General features: G+C 66.0%; 19 protein-coding genes and 1 tRNA gene. 4 read left to right on the top strand and 16 right to left on the bottom strand.

Annotation, left to right across the window (positions count from 1 at the left end; all coding sequences use genetic code 11):
* The first annotated feature begins 262 nt into the window (after positions 1 to 262).
* Positions 263 to 2,935 (top strand): pyruvate dehydrogenase (acetyl-transferring), homodimeric type, encoded by a 2,673-nt coding sequence (gene aceE / locus ACZK1G_RS07840; RefSeq protein WP_101765258.1) that lies wholly within the window; start codon positions 263 to 265, stop codon positions 2,933 to 2,935.
* A gap of 51 nt (positions 2,936 to 2,986) precedes the next feature.
* Here aceE and ACZK1G_RS07835 read toward each other — a convergent pair whose 3' ends face one another.
* Complete coding sequence (locus tag ACZK1G_RS07835) at positions 2,987 to 3,469, bottom strand: hypothetical protein (RefSeq protein ID WP_049445652.1); 483 nt, start codon at positions 3,467 to 3,469, stop codon at positions 2,987 to 2,989.
* Between the two features lie 221 nt (positions 3,470 to 3,690).
* On the opposite strand from ACZK1G_RS07835, the gene ACZK1G_RS07830 reads away from it, so the two are divergent.
* The gene (locus ACZK1G_RS07830; RefSeq protein WP_101765257.1) at positions 3,691 to 6,021 is read left to right on the top strand and encodes a TonB-dependent receptor; all 2,331 of its coding nucleotides are present in this window, start codon (positions 3,691 to 3,693) and stop codon (positions 6,019 to 6,021) included.
* Between the two features lie 120 nt (positions 6,022 to 6,141).
* Here the strand turns inward: ACZK1G_RS07830 and ACZK1G_RS07825 are convergent.
* The 15 genes from ACZK1G_RS07825 to rlmE form a co-directional block, all read right to left on the bottom strand.
* A tRNA-Ser gene (locus ACZK1G_RS07825) sits at positions 6,142 to 6,234 on the bottom strand.
* Positions 6,235 to 6,312: 78 nt separating this feature from the next.
* Complete coding sequence (csrA, locus tag ACZK1G_RS07820) at positions 6,313 to 6,516, bottom strand: carbon storage regulator CsrA (protein WP_004152909.1); 204 nt, start codon at positions 6,514 to 6,516, stop codon at positions 6,313 to 6,315.
* A gap of 147 nt (positions 6,517 to 6,663) precedes the next feature.
* Positions 6,664 to 9,312, bottom strand: a complete 2,649-nt coding sequence (alaS, locus tag ACZK1G_RS07815; protein ID WP_049445656.1) for an alanine--tRNA ligase — start codon at positions 9,310 to 9,312, stop codon at positions 6,664 to 6,666.
* A 109-nt stretch (positions 9,313 to 9,421) separates the two neighbouring features.
* On the bottom strand, positions 9,422 to 9,913 hold the full coding sequence (gene recX / locus ACZK1G_RS07810; protein ID WP_014036760.1) for a recombination regulator RecX: 492 nt from the start codon (positions 9,911 to 9,913) through the stop codon (positions 9,422 to 9,424).
* 110 nt (positions 9,914 to 10,023) lie between these two features.
* Positions 10,024 to 11,061, bottom strand: coding sequence for a recombinase RecA (gene recA / locus ACZK1G_RS07805; RefSeq protein WP_010484252.1), 1,038 nt, complete (start codon positions 11,059 to 11,061; stop codon positions 10,024 to 10,026).
* Positions 11,062 to 11,265: 204 nt separating this feature from the next.
* A complete protein-coding gene (gene lexA, locus ACZK1G_RS07800) occupies positions 11,266 to 11,901 on the bottom strand; it encodes a transcriptional repressor LexA (protein ID WP_101765256.1) in 636 nt (211 codons plus the stop codon).
* Between the two features lie 212 nt (positions 11,902 to 12,113).
* Complete coding sequence (ubiB, locus tag ACZK1G_RS07795; protein WP_101766391.1) at positions 12,114 to 13,796, bottom strand: 2-polyprenylphenol 6-hydroxylase; 1,683 nt, start codon at positions 13,794 to 13,796, stop codon at positions 12,114 to 12,116.
* A gap of 34 nt (positions 13,797 to 13,830) precedes the next feature.
* Entirely contained in the window at positions 13,831 to 14,325 is a 495-nt protein-coding gene (locus ACZK1G_RS07790) for a CinA family protein (protein WP_101766390.1), read from the bottom strand.
* A gap of 103 nt (positions 14,326 to 14,428) precedes the next feature.
* Positions 14,429 to 15,739, bottom strand: a complete 1,311-nt coding sequence (gene hflX, locus ACZK1G_RS07785) for a ribosome rescue GTPase HflX (protein ID WP_101765255.1) — start codon at positions 15,737 to 15,739, stop codon at positions 14,429 to 14,431.
* 14 nt (positions 15,740 to 15,753) lie between these two features.
* Positions 15,754 to 16,029: an RNA chaperone Hfq gene (gene hfq, locus ACZK1G_RS07780; RefSeq protein WP_004152891.1), complete on the bottom strand. Its 276-nt coding sequence runs from the start codon at positions 16,027 to 16,029 to the stop codon at positions 15,754 to 15,756.
* Between the two features lie 96 nt (positions 16,030 to 16,125).
* Positions 16,126 to 17,079 (bottom strand): tRNA (adenosine(37)-N6)-dimethylallyltransferase MiaA, encoded by a 954-nt coding sequence (miaA, locus tag ACZK1G_RS07775; RefSeq protein WP_101765254.1) that lies wholly within the window; start codon positions 17,077 to 17,079, stop codon positions 16,126 to 16,128.
* Complete coding sequence (folP, locus tag ACZK1G_RS07770; RefSeq protein WP_049445664.1) at positions 17,079 to 17,975, bottom strand: dihydropteroate synthase; 897 nt, start codon at positions 17,973 to 17,975, stop codon at positions 17,079 to 17,081. Before folP ends, miaA begins: the two co-directional genes overlap by 1 nt.
* 567 nt (positions 17,976 to 18,542) lie before the next feature.
* A complete protein-coding gene (locus ACZK1G_RS07765; RefSeq protein WP_049482998.1) occupies positions 18,543 to 18,728 on the bottom strand; it encodes a hypothetical protein in 186 nt (61 codons plus the stop codon).
* Positions 18,729 to 18,830: 102 nt separating this feature from the next.
* On the bottom strand, positions 18,831 to 20,765 hold the full coding sequence (ftsH, locus tag ACZK1G_RS07760) for an ATP-dependent zinc metalloprotease FtsH (protein WP_014036751.1): 1,935 nt from the start codon (positions 20,763 to 20,765) through the stop codon (positions 18,831 to 18,833).
* Between the two features lie 69 nt (positions 20,766 to 20,834).
* Positions 20,835 to 21,467 carry a 23S rRNA (uridine(2552)-2'-O)-methyltransferase RlmE gene (rlmE, locus tag ACZK1G_RS07755; RefSeq protein ID WP_005409014.1) on the bottom strand — a complete coding sequence of 211 codons (633 nt, stop codon included), beginning with the start codon at positions 21,465 to 21,467 and terminating at the stop codon, positions 20,835 to 20,837.
* A 65-nt stretch (positions 21,468 to 21,532) separates the two neighbouring features.
* On the opposite strand from rlmE, the gene yhbY reads away from it, so the two are divergent.
* Positions 21,533 to 21,838 carry a ribosome assembly RNA-binding protein YhbY gene (yhbY, locus tag ACZK1G_RS07750; protein ID WP_101765253.1) on the top strand — a complete coding sequence of 102 codons (306 nt, stop codon included), beginning with the start codon at positions 21,533 to 21,535 and terminating at the stop codon, positions 21,836 to 21,838.
* A 13-nt stretch (positions 21,839 to 21,851) separates the two neighbouring features.
* Entirely contained in the window at positions 21,852 to 22,226 is a 375-nt protein-coding gene (locus tag ACZK1G_RS07745; RefSeq protein WP_101765252.1) for an Mth938-like domain-containing protein, read from the top strand.
* The last annotated feature ends 21 nt before the right edge of the window (positions 22,227 to 22,247 follow it).

Raw genomic sequence — 22,247 nt, 5'->3', positions numbered from 1 at the left:
GCAGCAGGCGGCCAGGCCAGGCACTCCCCGCCCAGCACGCCCGCCCATGATACGGCGCACCGCGCCAACCCTTGCTTCCCATAGACCCAAGCCGGGCCCGCCTATCGAAGGCACAGGGCCAGGCCTACGCTTGCCTCCCCGGTGACCGCTACGGTCGCCCTTCGCGTCACGGCCCCGCCGTTGCGACCCCGCTCCAGTGCTGTGCGCCCTGCCGGTGTTGTCGCCCAGGCAGGAGTCCGACCGCGGCCCTTTGGAGACAGTCATGAACCAAGCCCTGATCCCCTTCGATACCGACCCACTGGAAACGCGGGAGTGGCGTGAATCACTGGAGGCGGTGATGCAGGCCGGTGGCCGGCCGCGCGCGCATTACCTGATCGACCAGCTCAGCGAGCTGGATGCGCAGCAGCACGGCGACCTGCATACGCGCGCATGGACGGCCTACGTCAACACCATCCCACCCGAGCGCCAGCCGGTCTACCCGGGTGACCTGGCCATCGAGCGCCGCCTGAACGCGATGATCCGCTGGAATGCGATGGTGATGGTGCTGCGCGCGGGCAAGCACTCCAACGTCGGTGGTCACATCGCTACCTACCAGTCGGCGGCGGTGCTGTACGACGTGGGCTTCGACCACTTCTTCCGTGGCCGTACCGACACCTTTGATGGCGACATGATCTACATCCAGGGCCATTCGGCGCCGGGCATCTACGGACGCGCGTACGTGGAAGGCCGCATCGATCCGGCACGGATGGACAACTTCCGCCGCGAAGCCGGTCGCGAAGGCCTGTCCTCGTACCCACACCCGCGCCTGATGCCGGAGTTCTGGCAGTTCCCCACCGTGTCGATGGGCCTGGGCCCGCTGACCGCCACCTACCAGGCGCGCTACATGCGCTACCTGGAATACCGCGGCCTGAAAGAACACCAGGGCCGCAAGGTCTGGGCCTTCCTCGGCGACGGCGAGATGGACCAGCCCGAATCGCTGGCGGCGATCTCGCTGGCCGGCCGCGAGCGGCTGGACAACATCGTGTTCGTGGTCAACTGCAACCTGCAGCGCCTGGACGGTCCGGTGCGCGGCAATGCCAAGGTCATCCAGGAGCTGGAAGGCACCTTCCGCGCGGCCGGCTGGAACGTGATCAAGCTGATCTGGGGCAGCGGCTGGGACGACCTGCTGGCCCGCGACCACAGCGGCCTGCTGCGCCAGCGCATGATGGAATGCGTGGACGGCGACTACCAGACCTTCAAGTCGCAGAACGGTGCCTACGTGCGCGAGCATTTCTTCGGCCGCTACCCGGAACTGCTGGAGCTGGTCGCACACATGAGCGACGACGACATCTGGGCGCTCGCACGTGGCGGCCATGATCCACAGAAGGTGTTCGCCGCCTACCAGCAGGCGGTGGACACCAGCGGCCGGCCGACGGTGATCCTGGCCAAGACGGTCAAGGGTTTCGGCATGGGTGAGGCTGGCGAAGGCCAGAACATCAACCACCAGCTGAAGAAGATGAGCACCGATGCGGTGCGCGCCTTCCGCGACCGCTTCAACCTGCCGGTCAGTGACGAGCAGCTGGAAGACATGCCGTACCTGCGGCCGGAACCGGGCAGCGCCGAAGCCATCTACTTTGCCGAGCGCCGCCGCATCCAGGGCGGCCAGCTGCCAGCGCGCGTGGCCAAGGTCGATCCGCTGTCGCTGCCTCCGCTGTCGATCTTCAGCAGCCAGCTGCAGGGCAGCGGCGATCGAGGCCAGTCCACCACCATGGGCTTCGTGCGCATCCTCACCCGCCTGCTGAAGGACCCGGAACTGGGCAGGCTGGTGATTCCGATCGTTCCCGATGAATCGCGCACCTTCGGCATGGAAGGCCTGTTCCGCCAGATCGGCATCCACTCCTACCTGGGCCAGCTGTATACCCCGCAGGACGCCGGCCAGCTGAGCTACTACAAGGAAGCCAAGGACGGCCAGATCCTGCAGGAAGGCATCAACGAATCCGGAGCGATCTGTTCGTGGATCGCTGCCGGTACCGCCTACAGCAATCACGGCCTGGCGACGATTCCGTTCTATATCTTCTACTCGATGTTTGGCCTGCAGCGCGTGGGCGACCTCGCCTGGGCCGCTGCCGATGCGCGCACCCGCGGCTTCCTGCTCGGTGCCACGTCGGGCCGCACCACGCTGATGGGCGAAGGCCTGCAGCACGATGACGGCCACAGCCACGTGCTGTCGTCGGTGATTCCGAGCTGCGTGTCCTACGACCCGACCTACAACTACGAGCTGGCGGTGATCATCCACGACGGCCTGCGCCGCATGTACGTCGATCAGGAAGACATCTACTACTACATCACCGTACTCAACGAGAACTACCCGCAGCCGGCACTGCCCCCAGGCGCCGAGGCGGGTATCCTGAAGGGCCTGTACCTGCTGCGCCCTGCAGCCGCCGACAGCACCTCACAGCCACGCGTGCAGCTGATGGGCAGCGGCGCGATCCTGCGCGAAGTGGAAGCGGCGGCCGCGCTGCTGCAACAGGACTTCGGCGTCGCCAGCGATGTCTGGAGCGCGACCAGCCTGACCGAACTGCGCCGCGACGGCCTGGCTACCGAGCGCTGGAACCTGCTGCACCCGGCCGAGGCACCGCGCGTACCCTACGTGCAACAGTGCCTGCGGGGTCATGAAGGCCCGGTGGTGGTGGCCACCGACTACATGAAGCTCGTCGGCGACCAGATCCGTCCCTTCATCAACGACCGTCGCTTCACCGCATTGGGCACCGATGGCTTCGGTCGCTCCGACACGCGTGAATCGCTGCGCACCTTCTTCGAAGTGGATCGCCACTTCATCGTGCTGGCCGCCCTGAAGTCGCTGGCCGATGAAGGCCGCATCGAGCGCTCGCGGATGCAGCACGCCATCGACAGGTACGGCATCGACACCGGCAAGCGCGATCCGGCCGCCGTGTAAGGCCGCTGCGTTCACCACGCCCGTTCGGCGGGCGTGGTGAATGCAGCATCGCTACGGCATGCGCTTGAACAGGTTGGTCTGCAGGATCGGCGTACCGTCGTGGCCGTAGAACGCCTTGGTCTCGGTCATCGTCGCCCGGTCATCCGCCACCGTGTAGATGCGGGTGGAGGCCGGCGTGCCATGGTCCACCAGCTGCATCACCAGCGTGTTCGGTGCAGGCAGTTTCAGGTTGGCCTTGTCCGCGCCATAGGTGCCGGACAGGGCGCCCGGCGTGCCATCCAGGGCCAGCGTGCCGTCGGACTTCATGGTCTTGCCGTCGTGCAGGACGATGTCCACGTGTGAACTCCAACGCCCGGCACCGGCGTCCTTGAACTCCAACACTACCTGCTTCGGGCGCTGCGCCTCGGGCAGCGCTGATGTGGTGATATCCAGCGACCAGCGTCCCAGCAGCGGTGAGGGCGAAGCCTCCACTGCCAGCGCCGGAACGGCGGGAAGTGAAAGCGCAGACAACAACACAGCGGACAGCAGCTTCATGGCTTGCTCCGTTCCAGTGAAGAAGGCGCTGCGTGAGGCGCGGTGGGGGGCAGCGCCTCGGATCGTGCACAGCATCGGCGACCCGCACAAGCAGTGCACTGAATGCAAGGCAACCGCATCTGCGCGTTCCGCGTTTCTGGCCCGCCGGCAAGGCCCAATCCGCCCTTGTTGATACAAAGAGTTACGTTATAACATTTCACTCCAACTTCACGGATTGTGTCATGCGCCGCCATCTCCTTGCTGCAGCCATTCTGTTCGCCGTCCACACCGCCCAGGCCGCGGACGAACCCACCCTCCCCACCCTCCAGGTCCAGGCCTCCCAGCCCTCGCGCATCGACAGCCGGGTCACCGTCGACAACCCACAGGCACAGAACCGCACCCTCGGCGGCCTGCTCGAACACGTCTCCGGTGTGCAGAGCACGGCCTTCGGGCCGAACGCGGGCGCCCCGGTCATCCGCAGCCTCAGCGGCAACCGCGTGCAGATCCTGCAGGACGGCCAGTCGATTCTGGGCATGAACGCGATCAGCGGCGACATCAACATTCCGTTCGATCCACTGTTCGTGCGCAGCGTCACCGTCAACAAATCCTCCGACACGGTGCGCTATGGGAGCAACGCGATCGGTGGCAGCGTGGAGATCGACTCGGGCCTGATCTCGCGAAGCATGGAAAACAAGGACCAGTCGATGGAACTGGTCCTGCGCAAAGGCTTCAACGCCGCCGACGCGCAGGGCTTCCGCATGAACTTCAACAACCAGCGCAATCTCTCCACCAACCTGCAGGTCTCGCGCCAGCGCATCTCGCACTACGACATCCCCGGCAACAGCAAGGCCAGTGTCTGCAACACCGGGCTGTTCCCGGTCGGCGGCGGCGTCAATTCAGCGCTGGCCGACAGCTGCCAGAAGGAAGCGCGCGTCCAGCAGATCTACAACAAGGCCTCGCAGCCGTACATCGACCAGTTCATGACCGAGAACCCGGACTGGGCTGACGGCGATTTCTCGTTCTACACCAACGCTCCGACCTCGGTCTGGCAGCGCCGCACCTACATCAATCCGGTCAACCCGGCCTACGTGCCCGGCACGCCGTCGTACGTGCAGAAGCAGATCAACAACGATGTCACCCCCGACTACCATCACCGGCTGGGCAACAGCTATGCGCGCAACAGTCAGGTGGCCTTCGGCTCGACCCTGTTCTTCGACCGCGGCTACGTCGGTGTCAGCATCGATGCCAAGGACAGCGAGTACGGCGTACCGGGCTTCTCGATGCAGAACCTTTCGTTCGGTTCCAACTATGCCGATGGCCTGCCGGTGGGCGTGGTGATCAAGCAACAGCGCTACGCGCTGGAAGCCCTGCTGCGCGATCCGCTGCCGTGGTTCGAGCGCGCGGAACTCCGCGTTTCCAGGCTGGACAACACCTCGGGCGAGCGGCTGGGCGCCACCAAGGCCAACGACTACGATTTCGAGAGCACCCAGGCCGAGTTGCTGCTCAGCCATCAACGCGTCGGCCCGCTCAGCGGCCTGCTCGGTTTCAGTCATCAGTCGCGTGATGTCACCGGCAGCGGCTCGCAGCGCTACCTGCCGGACGTGGACACGCGCAGCAATGCGGTGTTCCTGAAGGAGACGCTGGACTTCGGCTGGGCCACCTTCGATGCCGGCGTGCGCCACGAGCGCGTCGACCACGCACTGCAGCCCAGCCGCTTCAAGACCGCGCGCAATGCCGCCAACACCAGACTGCAGGACCGCGATTACCGGCTCAACAGCTACAGCCTCGGCTCGTACGTCGAGCTCGGCCCCTTGTTCGCGGCCAAGGTCCGTTACTCATCCTCACAGCGCGCCCCGGAGATCAACGAGCTGTATGCCAGCAACGCGCACTATTCGGTGATGACACAGGAAGAAGGCAACCAGAACCTGGAACCGGAGCGCGCGAAGAACCTGGAACTGACCGGCCTGTTCCACCTCGGTGGTTTCGAGCTGTCCGCCACCGCGTACCGGATGCGGTACGAGAACTACCTCTACCTCGGCTACTCCGGCCTGCAGACCGCCAACCGCCTGCCACTGAAGTACTGGAAGCAGACCGACACCACGGTGAAGGGCTTCGAGATCGACGCGTCGCAGGCACTGGACCTGGGCCGCTATGGCACGTTGAACGTCTCCGCCTTCGCCGACCTGGTCAAGAACAAGGCCGACCACCCCGATTCGCTGCGTGCCCACAATGACGGCGAGTACCTGCCGAACATGCCGACCAACCGCTACGGCGCCAACCTGCAGTGGCAGCGCGAAGGCTGGAAGGCACAACTGTCCAGCACCTACTACGACACGCAGAAGTACCTTGGTCGAAATGTCAGCGAGGAAGTGCCGCTGGATGCATTCAACCTGGTCGACCTGCAGGTCAGCCGCGAACTTCCAGTGCGCAACAGCTACATCGCCGGCATGGAAATTTTCGTCAACGGCAGCAACCTGCTCAATGAAGAAGCACGGCCGCACAACTCGCCACTGAAGTACATCGCACCACTGCCGGGGCGGGGCTTCCAGGTGGGGGTGACGGTGAAGCTCTGAGCGGACAATGGATCCGCCACCATCCACTGATCGATGATCGGTGGATGGTGATTCAGAGATGAGTACCGGAGCAAAGAAAAACGCCTGCAGATCGAGGATCTGCAGGCGCTTCTTTGTATCTGGCGGAGTGAGAGGGATTCGAACCCTCGATAGAGCTTTTGACCCTATACTCCCTTAGCAGGGGAGCCCCTTCGGCCACTCGGGCATCACTCCGGGGTTTTCTCCGCGTCTGGTGCGTTGCACCTCAGCGGGGCGTGAATCATAACGTTAATCGAGTGCGAAGGTAAAGCGTTATTCGGCAGAATTTTCGCTACCGGTGCCACCGGCTTCATCACCACGCTGGATGCGCTGGTAGATCTCTTCGCGATGCACAGCGACGTCCTTCGGCGCAGTGATGCCGATACGCACCTGGTTACCCTTGACGCCAAGCACGGTGACGCTCACCGAGTCACCGATCATCAGGGTTTCGCCGACGCGGCGAGTCAGGATCAACATTTTTGTAAGTCTCCATGGAACCGTGTGGAAGGGTATCCCCCACCGGCTTGACGCTCCGTCAAGAAGCGCTACCACGACAAAGGGAAAAGATTCGCAATGGTACCGTCAGCCGTCCCGCTCCTACAAGGAGGGGGACGGCAGGGTTCATCACAGGCGGGGGCTGACCCATTCGACGACTGCAGCCAGCGCAGTGGCAAGGGCGGGCCCGTCCTCGCCACCACCCTGGGCGAGGTCCGGGCGTCCGCCGCCCTTGCCCCCGATCTGACCGGCGATATGGGACAACAGTTCCCCGGCCTTGACCTTGCCCATTGCGCTGCCGTTCACGCCCGCGACCAGGGCCGCCTTGCCGTCCTGGGCGCCGGCCAGCACGATCACCGCGTTGCCGAGCTGCTGCTTCAGGCGGTCCATGGCATCACGCAGGGCCTTGGCGTCGAAGCCCTCCAGGCGGGCGGCCAGCACCTTCACACCGGCAACCTCGACGGCCTGGCCGGACAGGTCGGCCGTGGCGCCGGCGGCGACCTTGGCCTTCACGGCGTCCAGTTCGCGTTCCAGCTGCTTCTGGCGCTGGCCGAGCGCACGGATCTTCTCGACCACGTCGGCAGCGCTGCCGCCGAGCAGGTCGGCGGCCTCGGCCAGGCGGGCCTCTTCGGCGTCCACGTAATCCAGGGCGCCCTGGCCGGTGACCGCCTCGATGCGGCGCACGCCGGCGGAAACACCGCCCTCGGAGGTGATCTTGAACAGGCCGATGTCGCCGGTACGGTTGACGTGGGTGCCACCGCACAGCTCGGTGGAGTAGTCACCCATCTTCAGCACGCGCACGTGCTCACCGTACTTCTCGCCGAACAGGGCCATCGCGCCGAAGTCCAGCGCTTCCTGCATGGCCATGGTGTGCACTTCGGCGGCGTTGTTGGCACGCACCTGCTGGTTGACCTTGCGCTCGATCACCGCCAGCTCTTCCGCGCTGATCGGCTGGAAGTGCGAGAAGTCGAAACGCAGGCGGTCCGGCGCGACCAGCGAGCCCTTCTGCTGCACGTGGGTGCCCAGCACTTCGCGCAGGGCGGCGTGCAGCAGGTGGGTGGCCGAGTGGTTGAGGATGGTGGCGCCACGGCGCTCGCCATCGACCTGGCCGGACAGCACATCGCCGACCTTCAGGCCGCCTTCGGACAGGGTGCCGACGTGGCCATGGAACTGGCCGGCGAACTTCTGGGTGTCCTCCACCGCCAGGCGCACGCCGTTGCCGGTCAGTACGCCGGTGTCGCCGACCTGGCCGCCGGATTCGGCGTAGAACGGCGTCTGGTTGGTGATGACGATGACCGAATCACCCGCATCGGCCGACTGCACCGGACGACCGTCCTTGAGCAGGGCCAGCACGCTCAGGCCGTCGGCCTGCAGGCGGTCATAGCCCAGGAACACGGTCGGGCTGAGGGTGGCCACCAGCTCGGCCGGCAGGGTCACGCCGCCGCCGAACTTGCCGGCCGCACGTGCGGTCTCGCGCTGCTGTTCCATCGCGGCGTCGAAGCCGGCGATGTCGACCGTCAGGTCGCGCTCGCGGGCGATGTCCTGGGTCAGGTCGAGCGGGAAGCCATAGGTGTCGTACAGGCGGAAGGCGTCAACGCCCGGGATCACGCCATTGCTGGCCTTGCCGGCCACGTCCTCGAAGATCTTCATGCCGGCATCGAGGGTTTCAGCGAAACGCTCTTCCTCGGCCTGCAGCGCACGGGTGACGGTATCCACCGCCGCCGGCAGCTCCGGGTAAGCCTCGCCCATCTGCTCGACCAGGGTCGGCACCAGCTTGCTGAAGAACGGCTGGCGCACACCCAGCATCCAGCCATGGCGCAGGGCGCGGCGGATGATACGGCGCAGCACGTAGCCGCGGCCTTCGTTGGACGGCAGCACGCCGTCGACGATCAGGAACGAACAGGCGCGGATGTGATCGGCGATCACGCGCAGCGACTTGTTTTCCAGGTCGGCGGTGCCGGTCAGCTCGGATGCCTTGCGGATCAGGGCCTGGAACAGGTCGATCTCGTAGTTGGTGTGCACGTGCTGCAGGATCGCGGCCAGGCGCTCCAGGCCCATGCCGGTATCCACGCAAGGCGCCGGCAGCGGCACCAGGGTGCCATCCGGCTGGCGGTCAAACTGCATGAACACCAGGTTCCAGATTTCGATGAAGCGGTCGCCGTCCTCATCCGGGGAGCCCGGGGGGCCGCCAGCAATATGGTCGCCGTGGTCGTAGAAGATCTCGGTGCACGGGCCGCACGGACCGGTGTCGGCCATCTGCCAGAAGTTGTCCGAAGCGAACGGTGCGCCCTTGTTGTCGCCGATGCGCACGATGCGCTCTTCCGGCACGCCCACCATGTCGCGCCACAGCGCGTAGGCCTCGTCGTCGGTCTGGTAGACGGTGACCAGCAGGCGCTCTGCCGGCAGCTTCCAGACCTGGGTCAGCAGCTCCCAGGCCCAGGCGATCGCGTCCTTCTTGAAGTAGTCGCCGAACGACCAGTTGCCCAGCATTTCGAAGAAGGTGTGGTGACGGGCGGTGTAGCCGACCTGGTCGAGGTCGTTGTGCTTGCCGCCCGCGCGCAGGCAGCGCTGCACGTCGGCCGCGCGCACGTAGCTGCGCTTCTCCGCGCCAAGGAACACGTCCTTGAACTGCACCATGCCGGAGTTGGTGAACAGCAGGGTCGGATCATTGCCCGGCACCAGCGGCGCCGACGGCACGATGGTGTGGCCTTTGCCCTTGAAGAATTCAAGGAAGTCGCTGCGGATCTGGGAAGTCGTGAATTTGGCGGATGCGTTCATTGGGGGCTGGCAGTCGGCGGGCCGGCGGACCCGGACCACCGGCCGCGTTGGCCAGGGTCACGAGGGACCGCCGAAAACCTAAAGGGTATCAGGCCCGGCGCCGCCAGTCTCAGTCATCCGGGTCGTAGCGGGTTGCACGGCGGATGCTGTCGCCGTCGAAGCCCCTCCGGGCCAGCAGATCGGCGGCCTTGCGCCGCTGCGTCAGGTCCTGCGGACCGGCCTCGCCGAAGCGTCGGCGGACCAGATCACGGGCATTTTCCTGCCAGTCGCCTTCGTAGCTGTCCATCGCCGCCGCAATTGCGGCACTGTCCAGGCCATGGGTACCCAGTTCGGCACGGACATGGATCGGACCATAGCCGGTGTTGGCGCGCATCCGCACCAGGTTCTCGGCAAATCGGGTGTCGTCCTGCCAGCCGGCCTCGGTCAGCTTGGCGACGGCCGCCTGCGCGGCTTCGTCTTCGATGCCACGGGCCGTCAACTTGCGGGTGAGTTCCTTGCGCGAGTGCTCACGGCGGACCAGCAGGCCCAGTGCCCGTTGCACGGGCGTCTGCTCGCGCGGCCGACGTTTGCGGCCGGTGGGAATGTCGTCAGCGTCGGACATCGGTGCTCCAAGGGTGGCGCCATCCCTGGCGCCCTGCCCATCCCTGGGCGATTCGAACCTGCGGGACAGGGCGACGTCACTGACGGCGCCGCCCTGCCCCACAGCAAGCCTTATTCGTCGTCGCCTTCGTCGTCGCCTTCCTCACGGCTGGCTTCGGTCGGCTGGAACTTCTCGCGCAGCTCGGCTTCGAGCTTGGCGGCGACCGTCGGGTTGTCGCGCAGATAGCCGCGGGCATTGTCCTTGCCCTGGCCGATGCGTTCTTCGCCGTAGCTGTACCAGGCACCGGCCTTCTCGACCAGCTTGGCGTCCACGCCCATATCGATCAGTTCGCCTTCGCGGCTGATGCCCTCGCCGTACAGGATCTCGGTGATGACCTGCTTGAACGGAGGCGCCAGCTTGTTCTTGACGACCTTGATCTTGGTCTGGTTGCCGATGATCTCGTCGCCCTTCTTGATCGCGCCGATGCGGCGGATGTCCAGGCGTACCGAGGCGTAGAACTTCAGCGCGTTGCCGCCGGTGGTGGTTTCCGGGCTCTGGCCCGGCATCATCACACCGATCTTCATGCGCAGCTGGTTGATGAAGACCACCAGGGTGTTGGAGCGCTTGATGTTGCCGGTCAGCTTGCGCAGCGCCTGGCTCATCAGTCGGGCCTGCAGGCCCGGCAGCTGGTCACCCATCTCGCCTTCGATTTCGGCCTTCGGGGTCAGCGCGGCGACCGAGTCGATCACCAGGATGTCGACCGAACCGGAACGGACCAGCATGTCGGCGATTTCCAGCGCCTGCTCACCGGTATCCGGCTGCGACAGCAGCAGGTCGTCCACGTTCACGCCCAGCTTGGCGGCGTAGATCGGGTCCAGCGCGTGCTCGGCGTCGATGAAGGCCGCGGTGCCGCCCATCTTCTGGCATTCAGCGATGGCCTGCAGGGTCAGTGTGGTCTTGCCCGAGGACTCCGGCCCGTAGATTTCAACGACACGGCCCTTCGGCAGACCGCCAATACCCAGCGCGATGTCGAGCATCAGCGAACCGGTCGGGATGGCTTCGACGGGTTCGACCACGCGGTCGCCCATGCGCATCACCGAGCCCTTGCCGAACTGCTTTTCGATCTGGCCCAGAGCTGCAGCGAGGGCGCGCTTCTTGTTCTCGTCCATCGGATTGGTCCTTGCAGAGGTCGTGTCGTTGGGGGTGCTGTCTTTGGGGGTCTTCTTTGCCATGGGTTCACTTTAAGTCGGACGTATCGCACAGGCTGAGATTCTGCCCGGCGCTCTGAAAAGAATTATCGGACATCCGTACCAACCTCAGTGGAACCAGAGAATCGCCACAAAAGACCGCGGGGTAATGCGCTATGGAACAGGTCAACGGTTGGGCCGCAGCAGGCCGCAATAGAGGCCTTCGATCGCGAAGTCCTGATCCGGCAGCACCTCGATCGGCTTGTAGTCGGGGTTGCGCGGCAGCAGGCGGATACGATCCTTGGCGATCTTCAGCAGCTTGACGGTGATCTCGTCATCGATGCGGGCCACCACGATCTGCCCGGAATGGGCATCGCGGGTGCGATGCACACCGATCAGGTCACCGTCGAAGATGCCCTCGTCGATCATCGAATCGCCCTGCACCTTCAGCAGGTAGTCCGGCGCCGGCGAGAAGAACACCCGGTCCAGCACTACGAAATCGTCCGAGCCGATGTCGGCGCCGATCGGCAGGCCGGCCGCGACCCGGCCCAGCACCGGCAGGCGCAGGACACTGTCGGGCAGGCCCGGCTCGGCCAGCTTTTCGACCGGCGGTGCCTGCACCAGGCGGATGCCGCGGGCCTGGCCTGGGACGCGACGGATCGCACCGGCCTGCTCCAGGGCTTCCAGGTGGTACTGGGCCGCGCGTACGCCCTTGAAGCCGAACGCACGTGCGATTTCAGTCTGCGACGGCGGTGCGCCTTCGCTCTCGATACGCTCGGCGATCAACTGCAGGATCGCCTGCTGGGTGTCGGTCAGGTCCATGGTTAGTAGTATTACTACTAATGCATGGAACTGCAAGTGCCGGGGGCGACTCGGCGAGAGCTGTGGTGCCGAGCCGTGCTCGGCAATCGTCGCCGGCTTGGCCCGGCTGGCAGAGACAAAGGCGAGAGCAGAAGCACCCGACCAGCGGTCGGCTCTACAGGAATCGCGCAGCGATTCCGCGGTTCCCGCTGGGAACCGCTGCGGCAAGCACACTAGGTGTGCTTGCCGCTTCTCCATATCGAAACCAGGATCCATACGCCGCAGAAGCCGGCGCCGATGAATCCGCACACGCCCAGCGCCAGCAACCAGCGGCTGGAAACCCCGCCGACGCTGTGCATCACGATCGACGAGCCGATGATCAGCGCGGCCGTGATCACGCCCACCACCAGTCGGTTCGCGGCCCGGTTCACCTGCTCGCCGAAGCCCTGCAGCGCGCTGGTTTCCACCTTCAGCTGCAGGCGCCCACGGCGGGCTGCCTGGACCAGCTTGCGCAGGTCGCGTGGCAGTTCGCCGGCGAAGTCGACCAGGCCCAGCAGGCTGCGCCGGCCGCGCTTGAGCAGCGCCCTGGGCGCGTAGCGCTGCAGCACCACCCGCTCCAGGAAGGGGCGCGCAGCACTGGCCATGTCGAAATTCGGGTCCAACTGGCGGCCCATGCCCTCCAGGGTCAGGAACGCCTTGATCATCAACGCCAGGTCGGCCGGCAGGGTCAGGCTGTAGCTGCGCAGCAGCTGGGTGATGTCGCCCAGCATCAGGCCGATCCGCAGGTCCTTCAACGGCACGCCGCGGTACTGGTCGACGAACTGGCTGATGTCGTGCTGCAGCCGGTTCTCGTCCACCTCCACACCACCGGCCCAGTCCAGCAGCACGTCGGCCACGCCCTGCGGGTCCTGCTCGACCAACCCGTGCAGCAGCTGCGCGACCTGGAAGCGGCGCACTTCCGACAAGGCACCGACCATGCCGAAATCGATCACGCCGATGCGGCCGTCACGCAGGTAGATGATGTTGCCGGGGTGCGGGTCGGCGTGGAAGCTGCCGTCCTCCAGCACCATCTTCAGCACGATGTCGGCGCCACGCCGCGCCAGCTCGCGCCGGTCCAGGCCCGCCGCGTCGACGCCGGCCAGATCGCGCCCGGGAATGCCGTCAACGAAATCCTGCACATTCAGGCTTTCGCAGGTCCACTGCCAGTGCACGTCGGGAATCAGGATGTCGTCGCGGCCCTTGAAGTTGCGTGCGATGCGCTCGGCGTTGCGGCATTCGGCGGCAAAATCCAGCTCACGGCGCAGCGACACGGTGAACTGCTGCACGACTTCGGCCGGGCGGTAACGACGCAGGTCCGGAAGGCGCGCCTCGACGATCTCGGCCAGGCGGGCCAGCAGCCGCAGGTCGGCCTCGACCACATCGCGGATGCCGGGGCGCCGCACCTTCAGTACCACCTCGCGGCCATCATGCAGGCGTGCGCGATGCGCCTGCGCCAGCGAGGCGGCAGCCATCGGGGTTTCATCGAGGAACGCGAACACCTCTGCAGGCGATGCGCCCAGGTCGGCCTCGAGCTGCTCGCGGATATCCGCATACGGCAGCGCCGGCACCGCGTTCTGCAGTTCGGACAGTTCGGCGATCCATTCCGGCGGCAGCAGGTCAACGCGTGTCGCCAGCACCTGGCCCAGCTTGACGAAGGTCGGGCCGAGATCCTGCATCGCACTGCGCACGCGCACCGGCGCGGTCATCCGCAGCAGTTCCTGCCGCTCCTCGTTCCAGTGCAGCAGGCGCCCTGCCCGTTCCAGCGTGCTGGCCAGGCCGATGCGCCGCACCACGTCGCCGAAGCCATAGCGGATCAGGACGACGGCGATTTCCTGCAGTCGGCCCAGGTCACGGACCGTGCCCAGCGTTTCCCACATCATGCGTGCTCCGGACGATTACCGGAGCAGCATGTCACAGCTGGGCGTCGATACCGCGCAATGCCGCCGCCACGGTTTGCCGGCGGATGGCTTCGCGGTCGCCGTCGAACTGGAAGAGTTCGGCACGGGCGTAGCCGCCACGGCGCTTCCAGCCGATCCAGACACTGCCGACCGGCTTGTCCGGACTGCCACCGCCGGGGCCGGCGATACCGGTGACCGCCACGGCGATGCCGGCACCGGAATTGACCAGTGCGCCGGACACCATCTCCAGCACGGTTTCGCGGCTGACCGCACCGAACTGCTCCAGGGTCTGCGCACGTACGCCCAGCAAGCGCTGCTTGGCCTCGTAGCTGTAGACCACCATGCCGCAGTCGAAGAACGCCGAGGAACCGGCGATGTCGGTCATGCACTTGGCGATCCAGCCGCCACTGCAGCTTTCGGCGGTTACCAGCTGCAGCGAGGCCAGTTGCAGGCGCTGCCCGAGCGCGGCGGACTGGGCGTTGAGATCGGCGTCGGTGGGGATGGACATCGGCATGACGGTGGGGTGAAGAACCTGCACGTTGTACCGCAGATGACAGGTTGATGTCGCGGGCAGCCCCGATGGCAGCGGCCGGGCGTGGCCCGGCGCTACCTCACCACTCCGGCAGTTTCTCCGGCAGCAGCGCCCGGATCGGCGCGCCATCGGCACTGGCAGCCAGCTTCTCGGCTTCGGCGATCGGCAGGTCGACCTGCAGCAGCCAACCCTCCTCATCGGCCTGTTCGCTGCGGATCACTTCCAGCTGGTGCAGGCGAGCACGCAGGCGGCCGGCATCCGGCGGCAGGCGCAGTTCACCGGTCACGTGCTGCAGACCCAGGCGCTTGCCCAGCACTGCCTGCAGCAGCTCAATGCCCTGCCCGTCACGCGCGGAAATCCAGACGCGTTCACGACGCGACTCGTCGGGCACGCCATCCTGGCCATCGTGGCGGACGTCGGCACCGTCGATGCGGTCGATCTTGTTGAACACCAGCAGCTGCGGCAGGTCACCGGCACCGACCGCGGTCAGCACCTCATCCACCTGCGCGATGCGCTCCTCGCGGTGCGGATCGGCAGCATCGACCACGTGCAGCAGGAAATCGGCCTCGCGCGCCTCGGACAGGGTCGAGCGGAACGCAGCGACCAGATCATGCGGCAGATCGCGGACGAAGCCGACGGTGTCGGCCAGCACCACGTTGCCGCCCGGCACCGCGATACGGCGCACGGTCGGATCCAGCGTTGCGAACAGCTGGTCGGCGGCGTAGGCCTCAGCGCCGGTCATGGCGTTGAACAGGGTCGATTTGCCAGCGTTGGTGTAGCCCACCAGGGCGACACGCGGCAGCTCGCTGCGCACGCGCGCACGGCGCATCTGGGTGCGCTGCACTTCCACCTTTTCCAGGCGCTTCTGCAGCTGCTCGACCCGCTTCTGCAGCAGGCGGCGGTCGGTTTCCAGCTGGGTTTCACCCGGGCCGCGCAGGCCGATCGAACCACCGCGCTGGCGCTCCAGGTGGGTCCAGCCGCGCACCAGCCGCGTGGCCAGGTGGCGCAGCTGCGCCAGCTCGACCTGCAGCTTGCCTTCGTGGCTGTGCGCACGCTGGGCGAAGATGTCCAGGATCAGGCCGGTACGATCGATCACCCGGCGCTCGAGGAAACGTTCCAGGTTGCGCTCCTGGCCCGGGCTCAACGCATGGTTGACCAGGATCAGGTCGGCACCGCTGGCATCGGCCGCGGCCTTGATCTCGTCCAGCTTGCCGCTGCCGATCAGGGTCGACGGATTCGGACGATCCAGGCGCGCGGTGATCGTTGCGGCGATGCTGGCCCCAGCCGAGCGGGCCAGATCACCGAACTCTTCAAGCACATCGTCTTCCAGCTTGCCGAAATGGGGCTGGATCAACAGGGCGTGTTCGCCCTTTTTCGAGCGGTCAAACATTCACCGCTCCGGTATTACTCGTCTGCTTCATCACCTGCCTGACCACCTTCACCCGACTGCACATAACCACCGCCCGGACCGACCTTCACATTGCGTGCCGGAACCACCGTGGAAATGGCGTGCTTGTAGACCATCTGACTGACCGTGTTGCGCAGCAGGACCACGAACTGGTCGAACGACTCGATCGTGCCCTGCAGCTTGATGCCGTTCACCAGGTACACCGAAACCGGCACGCGTTCGCGCCGCAGTGCGTTCAAGAAAGGATCCTGCAGCGATTGCCCCTTGGACATTGCACACTCCTGATTATTGTTCTTATTGGGTTGCCGACGGTTGCCACGGCCCCCGAGCCGCCCGCCGACCGATGATGTTACACGGCTGGCGGGGGTTCAGCGTGCGACGAAGGTCGACACCGCGCCGGCTAGGCGCTCGTGGTCGATATGGGGGTCGAACCAGCGCGCATCAAGCTCGCCGCGCAGCCAGGTCAGCTGGCGCTTGGCCAGCTGGCGGGTGGCAAAGATCGCCTTGTCACGGAAACGGGCGGCATCGCCCTCCCCGTCCAGGTACTCCCAGGCCTGGCGATAGCCGACCGCACGCACCGCCGGCAGGTCCAACGGCACGTCCACGGCGGCCATTTCCGGCATCGCGCGCAGTGCCCGCACCTCGTCCAGAAAGCCCTGCGCCAGCATGGCGTCGAAGCGCGCCTCGATGCGCTGGTGCAGTACCGCGCGGTCACGCGGGGCCAGGACCAGCTTGAGCGTGCGCACCGGCAACGGCGCCACGCCCGGTCGGCGCTGCCATTCAGTGATAGGGGTGCCGGTCAGGCGATAGACCTCCAGCGCCCGCTGGATGCGCTGCGGGTCGGTGGCATGGATGCGTGCGGCGGCCGCCGGATCAACCTTGGCCAGTTCCGCATGCAGTGCCGCCCAGCCGCGTTCGGCGGCTTCGGCGCTGAGCGCTTCGCGCGTCGCCGGATCGGCCTCCGGCATCGGCGACAGACCCTGCAACAGCGCCCGGAAGTACAGGCCGGTGCCACCGGCCAGGATCGGTGTTCTGCCACGCGCCACGATGTCGGCCACGACCCGGCCGGCATCAGCGGCGAATTCGGCCGCCGAGTAGGTCTGCCAGGGATCGCGCAGGTCCAGCAGATGGTGCGGTGCCTGCGCGCGCTCGGCCGCATCGGGTTTGGCCGAGCCGATATCCAGGTGGCGGTACACCAGCGCCGAATCGACGCTGACGATTTCGCCGTCCAGCTGCTGCGCCAGGGCAATCGCGGTGGCGGTCTTGCCACTGGCGGTCGGCCCCATCACGGCGATCGCCAGCGGGCGCCGGTCGATGCCCATCAGTCTTCGTCCGGCCAACGGATCGTCGGCGTGGCGTCGGCGCGCGGCGTGGGCACCGCCTCGACCGCCTGCCAGACCTTCAACGCATCGACGGTGGCCGCCACGTCATGCACGCGCACGATGCGTGCACCGCGCTGCACCGCGATCAGATGCGCGGCCACCGAGGCCGCCACCCGCTCGGACGGCAGGTCGCGACCAGTCAGCTCACCCAGGCTGCGCTTGCGCGACAGGCCGGCCAGCATCGGCACGCCCAGTTCCAGGAAGCGTTCCGAGCGCGCCAGCAGGGTCATGTTGTGGGCCGTGGTCTTGCCGAAGCCGAAACCGAGGTCGACCAGCAGGTTCTTCTTCGCGATGCCGGCCATTTCAGCAGCGAACAGGCGCTGCACCAGGAAACCATGCACCTCGGCAACGACGTCGTCGTAGTGCGGATCAGCCTGCATGTGACCGGGTTCACCCTGCATGTGCATCAACACCACCGGCACGCCGGCTTCAGCGGCGGCATCCAGCGCACCGTCCTGGCGCAGGCCGTAGATGTCATTGATCATGCCCGCGCCGGCGGCCACGGCCGCACGCATCACCTCCGGCTTGAAGGTGTCGATGCTGATCGGAACCCGGGTACGGGCGGCCAGCTGCTCGATCACCGGAATCACCCGGCGCAGCTCGTCCTCGACCGATACCGGCACGGCGCCCGGGCGGGTCGATTCGCCACCAATATCGAGCAGGTCCGCGCCCTCGTCGACCAGCTTCAGGCCATGGGCGACCGCCGACTCGGTGGTTTCGTGCGCGCCGCCATCGGAGAACGAGTCCGGGGTGACGTTGACGATGCCCATGACCCGGGCACGGTCGAGGCGCAGGATGCGGCCGGCGCAATCGAGCTGGGGCGAGGTATCGAACATGGGCAATCCTGCAGGGACAACGGCGGGTAGTTTAGTTCGGCAGGGCGGCGCCCTGCACCCGCAGAGGCCAGAGCGACAGCAAGAGCCGGAGCAACAGCTGGCTTGCTGAGGAATGGCGGGGTGGGTCCGGTTGCGGGGGCCGCTGCAAGTACGTCCATGTAAGCTCGGTCGCCGCATCCATGCGGCTCACGCCCCCACAACCGGCCCCACCTCGCCTTCGACAGATTTCTGCGATCTGTCGGAGCAGCTCTTGGGGTCAGATCTGTTTTCCTCCGGAAAACGGATCTGACCCCATGCTTGTACATCGATATCTGACAGATGTGTCGACCAAGGTCCACACCTACCAACAGCTCCCGGAATCTGTCAGAGGTGGGGCGGTGTGGGTTGGCAGGACCGTTGGCGCCATGGATGGCGCCATCGAGCCCCCATGGACGGGTTTACGGCGTGTCCTGCCAACCCACACCGCCCCGCCATCCCAAGGAATGCCCGCTTCTGCTGTTGCTGTTGAGGTTGCCGGCCAGCGGCCGGCACTACCACGGGTGCAGGGCGCAGCCCTGCCGATACCCCTCAACGGCGGCGGCGCTTGCGGTCCACGTACAGGGTCTTGGCGATGCTCAGCACGATGCCGACCGCGATACCCACCACGCAGCCCAGCAGCAGGTTGTCGGCCCCCAGGCCCACACCCACGCCAACCACGGTTGCGATGACCATTTCGGCGGTGTGGGAAATCGGTTCGGGCTTCGGGGCGGACATGCGGGCTCCAGCGTCAGTTCGGTACTTCGGGATGGGCCAGCGGCCCAGAAACGACGAAGCCGGGTCGCCCCGGCCTCGTCTGGTGTCACGTGCAGCGGGCCGTCAGTGCGACTCGGCCGGCCCTGCGATCGGCGGCAGCGGACGGGCATCGCCGCCCTTGTCGTTGCCACCATCCTTGTTCGACTTGTTCCAGCCGGCCGGCGGCGGCGGATCGCGGCCTTCCATGATGGCGTCGATCTGCGGCGCGTCGATGGTCTCGTACTGCAGCAGCAGCTGGGACATCGCGTGCAGCTTGTCCAGGTTGGCCGTCATCAGCTCGGTGGTGCGTGCGTAGGCTTCGTCGAGGATGTTGCGCACTTCCTCGTCGATGCGACGCGCGGTGTCGTTGGACACGCTCTTGTGCTGGGTGACCGAACGGCCAAGGAACACCTCGTCGTCCTCTTCGCCATAGGCGATCGGGCCGAGCTGATCTGACAGGCCCCACTTGGTGACCATGTTGCGGGCCATCTTGGTGGCGCGCTCGATGTCGTTGGAGGCGCCGGTGGTGACCTTGTCGGCACCGAAGATCAGCTCCTCGGCCACGCGGCCACCGTACAGCGAACACAGCTGCGACTTGATCGCCACGCGGTTCATCGAGTACTTGTCGCCTTCCGGCAGGTACATGGTCACGCCCAGCGCACGGCCGCGCGGAATGATGGTGACCTTGTAGACCGGGTCGTGCTCGGGCACCAGGCGGCCGACGATGGCGTGACCGGCTTCGTGGTAAGCGGTGAGGGTCTTCTCCTCCTCGCTCATGGCCATCGAGCGGCGCTCGGCACCCATCAAGATCTTGTCGCGGGCACGGTCGAAGTGGTCCATGCGGACTTCCTTCTCGTTGCCACGCGCGGCGAACAGGGCAGCCTCGTTGCAGAGGTTGGCCAGATCCGCACCGGAGAAGCCCGGCGTACCGCGCGCGATCACCATCGGCTCGACGTCATCGGCCAGCGGCAGCTTGCGCATGTGCACCTTCAGGATGTGCTCGCGGCCCTTCACGTCCGGCAGGCCGACCACGACCTGGCGGTCGAAACGGCCCGGACGCAGCAGCGCCGGATCCAGCACGTCCGGACGGTTGGTCGCGGCGATCACGATCACGCCCTCGCCACCTTCAAAACCGTCCATCTCGACCAGCAGCTGGTTCAGGGTCTGCTCGCGCTCGTCATGACCGCCGCCCAGGCCGGCACCACGGTGGCGACCGACGGCGTCGATTTCGTCGATGAAGATGATGCAGGGGGCGTGCTTCTTGGCCTGCTCGAACATGTCGCGCACGCGGCTGGCGCCGACGCCGACGAACATTTCCACGAAGTCCGAACCGGAGATCGAGAAGAACGGCACCTTGGCTTCGCCGGCAATGGCCTTGGCCAGCAGCGTCTTGCCGGTACCCGGCGGGCCCACCATCAGCACGCCGCGCGGAATCTTGCCGCCCAGCTTGGTGAACTTGGAGGGATCGCGCAGGAAGTCGACCAGCTCGCCCACTTCTTCCTTGGCCTCGTCACAACCGGCGACGTCGGCAAAGGTGACCTTGATCTGGTCTTCGCCCTGCAGCTTGGCGCGCGACTTGCCGAAGGACATCGCGCCCTTGGCGCCGCCGCCACCGCCCTGCATCTGGCGCATGATGAACAACCAGAAGCCGATGATCAGGATGACCGGCAGGAAATTCATCAGGATCGCGCCCAGGGAGATGCCGCTGGACGGCTCCTCCTGCACGATCTCCACGTTCTTGGTGCGCAGCACGTTGATCAGATCACGATCGAACGGTGCGGTGATGGTGGACGACTGCCCACCCCGGGTGGTGTAGGTCAGCTGGCTGGTGCCGCCGCGCATGTCGCCGCCGAAGGCGACCTTCTGCACGTTGCCGCTGTCCACCTGGTCCAGGAACTGCGAGTACGACGCACCCTGCGCCCCAGCCCCGGAGGTCTTGGGCGAGAAGCTCTGGAAGACCACCATCAGCACGACGGCGACGACCACCCATAGCAGGAGGTTCTTGGTCAAGTCGTTCATCCTCATTGGCTCCGGTGTTCCTCTCAGTGCTGGCGTTGCGTTGGGGTCGAACTTGCGTACATTGCGAGCTTACTTCATGTGGGCGCGTTTTCCCTGACCCAAGGCATACACCTCGGGAGAGCGCTTGCGCGAGGCTTCCGGCTTGCGGATGGAGACCTTGTCGTACCGGCGGCGCATGTCGCGCACGTAGTCGTCAAAGCCCTCGCCCTGGAACAGCTTGATCAGGAATGCCCCACCGGTCTTCAGGTGGTTGTCGGCAAAATCCAGGGCCAGCTCCGCCAGGTGCATCATCCGCGGCTGGTCGACCGCGCCCACACCACTCTTATTGGGGGCCATGTCCGACAGCACAAGGTCTACCGGCTGATCCCCGAGCATGGCTTCAAACTGCGATAGGACGGCTTCTTCCCTGAAGTCACCATGAAGGAACTCCACGCCGGCCAGGGGCGGCATGTCCAGGATGTCCAGGGCCAGCACACGGCCGGTGTCGCCAATCTGTCTCCGAACCTGCTGAGACCAGCCACCCGGCGCCGCGCCGAGGTCGACCACCACCATGTGCGGCTTCAGCAACCGGTCACGTTCGAGCAGCTCCTCGAGCTTGTAGGCGGCGCGCGAGCGCATGCCTTCGGCCTGCGCCTTCTTCACGAAGGGGTCGGAGAAGTGTTCCTTGAGCCAGCGCTGGCTGCTTTTGCTGCGGGTAGCCATTGAAAATAGGGGCTGATGGGGTCCTCATGATACCCTGATCGCCCCATTCAACCGTGTTTTCCTGCATGTCCATCGCCCTGACCGCCTCCCAGACCCGTTTTCTGCGCGGCCAAGCCCACGACCTGAAGGCCCTGCTGCAGACCGGCGGCAAGGGCGTGACTCCGGCCTTCATCGCTGAGCTGAACGAAGTGCTGGAGCGCCACGAACTGGTCAAGGTGAAGGTCGCTGCCGAGGATCGCGACGCCCGTGACGTGATGATCGGCGAGATCGTCGAAGCCACCGACAGCGCGCTGGTGCAGCGCATCGGCCACGTTGCCGTGCTGTACCGCCCGAGCAAGGAACAGCGCCAGATCGTGCTGCCGCGCGGCTGATCGCCCTGACGCCATGCAGCTGAACCACGAACCGCCTGACTACGCCTACAGCCTGCGCGCCGCCGATGGCCGCTCGGCCAAGGTCAACGACCAGGTGCTGGGCAGCAGCTTTTTCCTGACCCCGGACCAGCTGGTCACGGACTGGCCGGTGGCGGGTGCCGCTGCGCTGCAGTTGTCGGACCTGGAACCCATCCTGGCGCTGAATCCGGCGCTGATCGTGCTCGGCACCGGTGACCGCCAGGTGTTTCCGCCGGCGGTAGTGATGGCCGCCTGCCTGTCGCGCGGCATCGGCCTGGAAGTGATGAACAATCCGGCCGCCGCACGCACCTTCAACATCCTGGCGGGCGAAGGCCGCAAGGTCGCGGCCGCCTTCATCCTGGAAGGCTGAGTTCGGGTCGCCGGGCGCGTC

This window comes from Stenotrophomonas sp. 109824_Sma (assembly GCF_056480025.1).
The sequence above is the reverse complement of the archived record's forward strand: the minus strand, read 5'-3'. Positions and strand labels throughout refer to the sequence as shown.

Excerpts from the sequence above, each read along its gene's own strand:
- alaS (WP_049445656.1), bottom strand. The coding sequence starts at position 9,312 with ATGAACGCATCCGCCAAATTCACGACTTCCCAGATCCGCAGCGACTTC.
- ACZK1G_RS07790 (WP_101766390.1), bottom strand. The coding sequence starts at position 14,325 with ATGTCCATCCCCACCGACGCCGATCTCAACGCCCAGTCCGCCGCGCTC.
- ftsH (WP_014036751.1), bottom strand. The coding sequence starts at position 20,765 with ATGAACGACTTGACCAAGAACCTCCTGCTATGGGTGGTCGTCGCCGTC.
- miaA (WP_101765254.1), bottom strand. The coding sequence starts at position 17,079 with ATGGGCATCGACCGGCGCCCGCTGGCGATCGCCGTGATGGGGCCGACC.
- lexA (WP_101765256.1), bottom strand. The coding sequence starts at position 11,901 with ATGGACCTGACCGACACCCAGCAGGCGATCCTGCAGTTGATCGCCGAG.
- ACZK1G_RS07745 (WP_101765252.1), top strand. The coding sequence starts at position 21,852 with ATGCAGCTGAACCACGAACCGCCTGACTACGCCTACAGCCTGCGCGCC.
- yhbY (WP_101765253.1), top strand. The coding sequence starts at position 21,533 with ATGTCCATCGCCCTGACCGCCTCCCAGACCCGTTTTCTGCGCGGCCAA.
- aceE (WP_101765258.1), top strand. The coding sequence starts at position 263 with ATGAACCAAGCCCTGATCCCCTTCGATACCGACCCACTGGAAACGCGG.
- hfq (WP_004152891.1), bottom strand. The coding sequence starts at position 16,029 with ATGTCCAAGGGGCAATCGCTGCAGGATCCTTTCTTGAACGCACTGCGG.
- csrA (WP_004152909.1), bottom strand. The coding sequence starts at position 6,516 with ATGTTGATCCTGACTCGCCGCGTCGGCGAAACCCTGATGATCGGTGAC.
- ACZK1G_RS07835 (WP_049445652.1), bottom strand. The coding sequence starts at position 3,469 with ATGAAGCTGCTGTCCGCTGTGTTGTTGTCTGCGCTTTCACTTCCCGCC.
- ACZK1G_RS07830 (WP_101765257.1), top strand. The coding sequence starts at position 3,691 with ATGCGCCGCCATCTCCTTGCTGCAGCCATTCTGTTCGCCGTCCACACC.
- recA (WP_010484252.1), bottom strand. The coding sequence starts at position 11,061 with ATGGACGAGAACAAGAAGCGCGCCCTCGCTGCAGCTCTGGGCCAGATC.
- ubiB (WP_101766391.1), bottom strand. The coding sequence starts at position 13,796 with ATGTGGGAAACGCTGGGCACGGTCCGTGACCTGGGCCGACTGCAGGAA.
- folP (WP_049445664.1), bottom strand. The coding sequence starts at position 17,975 with ATGTTCGATACCTCGCCCCAGCTCGATTGCGCCGGCCGCATCCTGCGC.
- rlmE (WP_005409014.1), bottom strand. The coding sequence starts at position 21,467 with ATGGCTACCCGCAGCAAAAGCAGCCAGCGCTGGCTCAAGGAACACTTC.
- hflX (WP_101765255.1), bottom strand. The coding sequence starts at position 15,739 with ATGTTTGACCGCTCGAAAAAGGGCGAACACGCCCTGTTGATCCAGCCC.
- recX (WP_014036760.1), bottom strand. The coding sequence starts at position 9,913 with ATGTCCGACGCTGACGACATTCCCACCGGCCGCAAACGTCGGCCGCGC.
- ACZK1G_RS07765 (WP_049482998.1), bottom strand. The coding sequence starts at position 18,728 with ATGTCCGCCCCGAAGCCCGAACCGATTTCCCACACCGCCGAAATGGTC.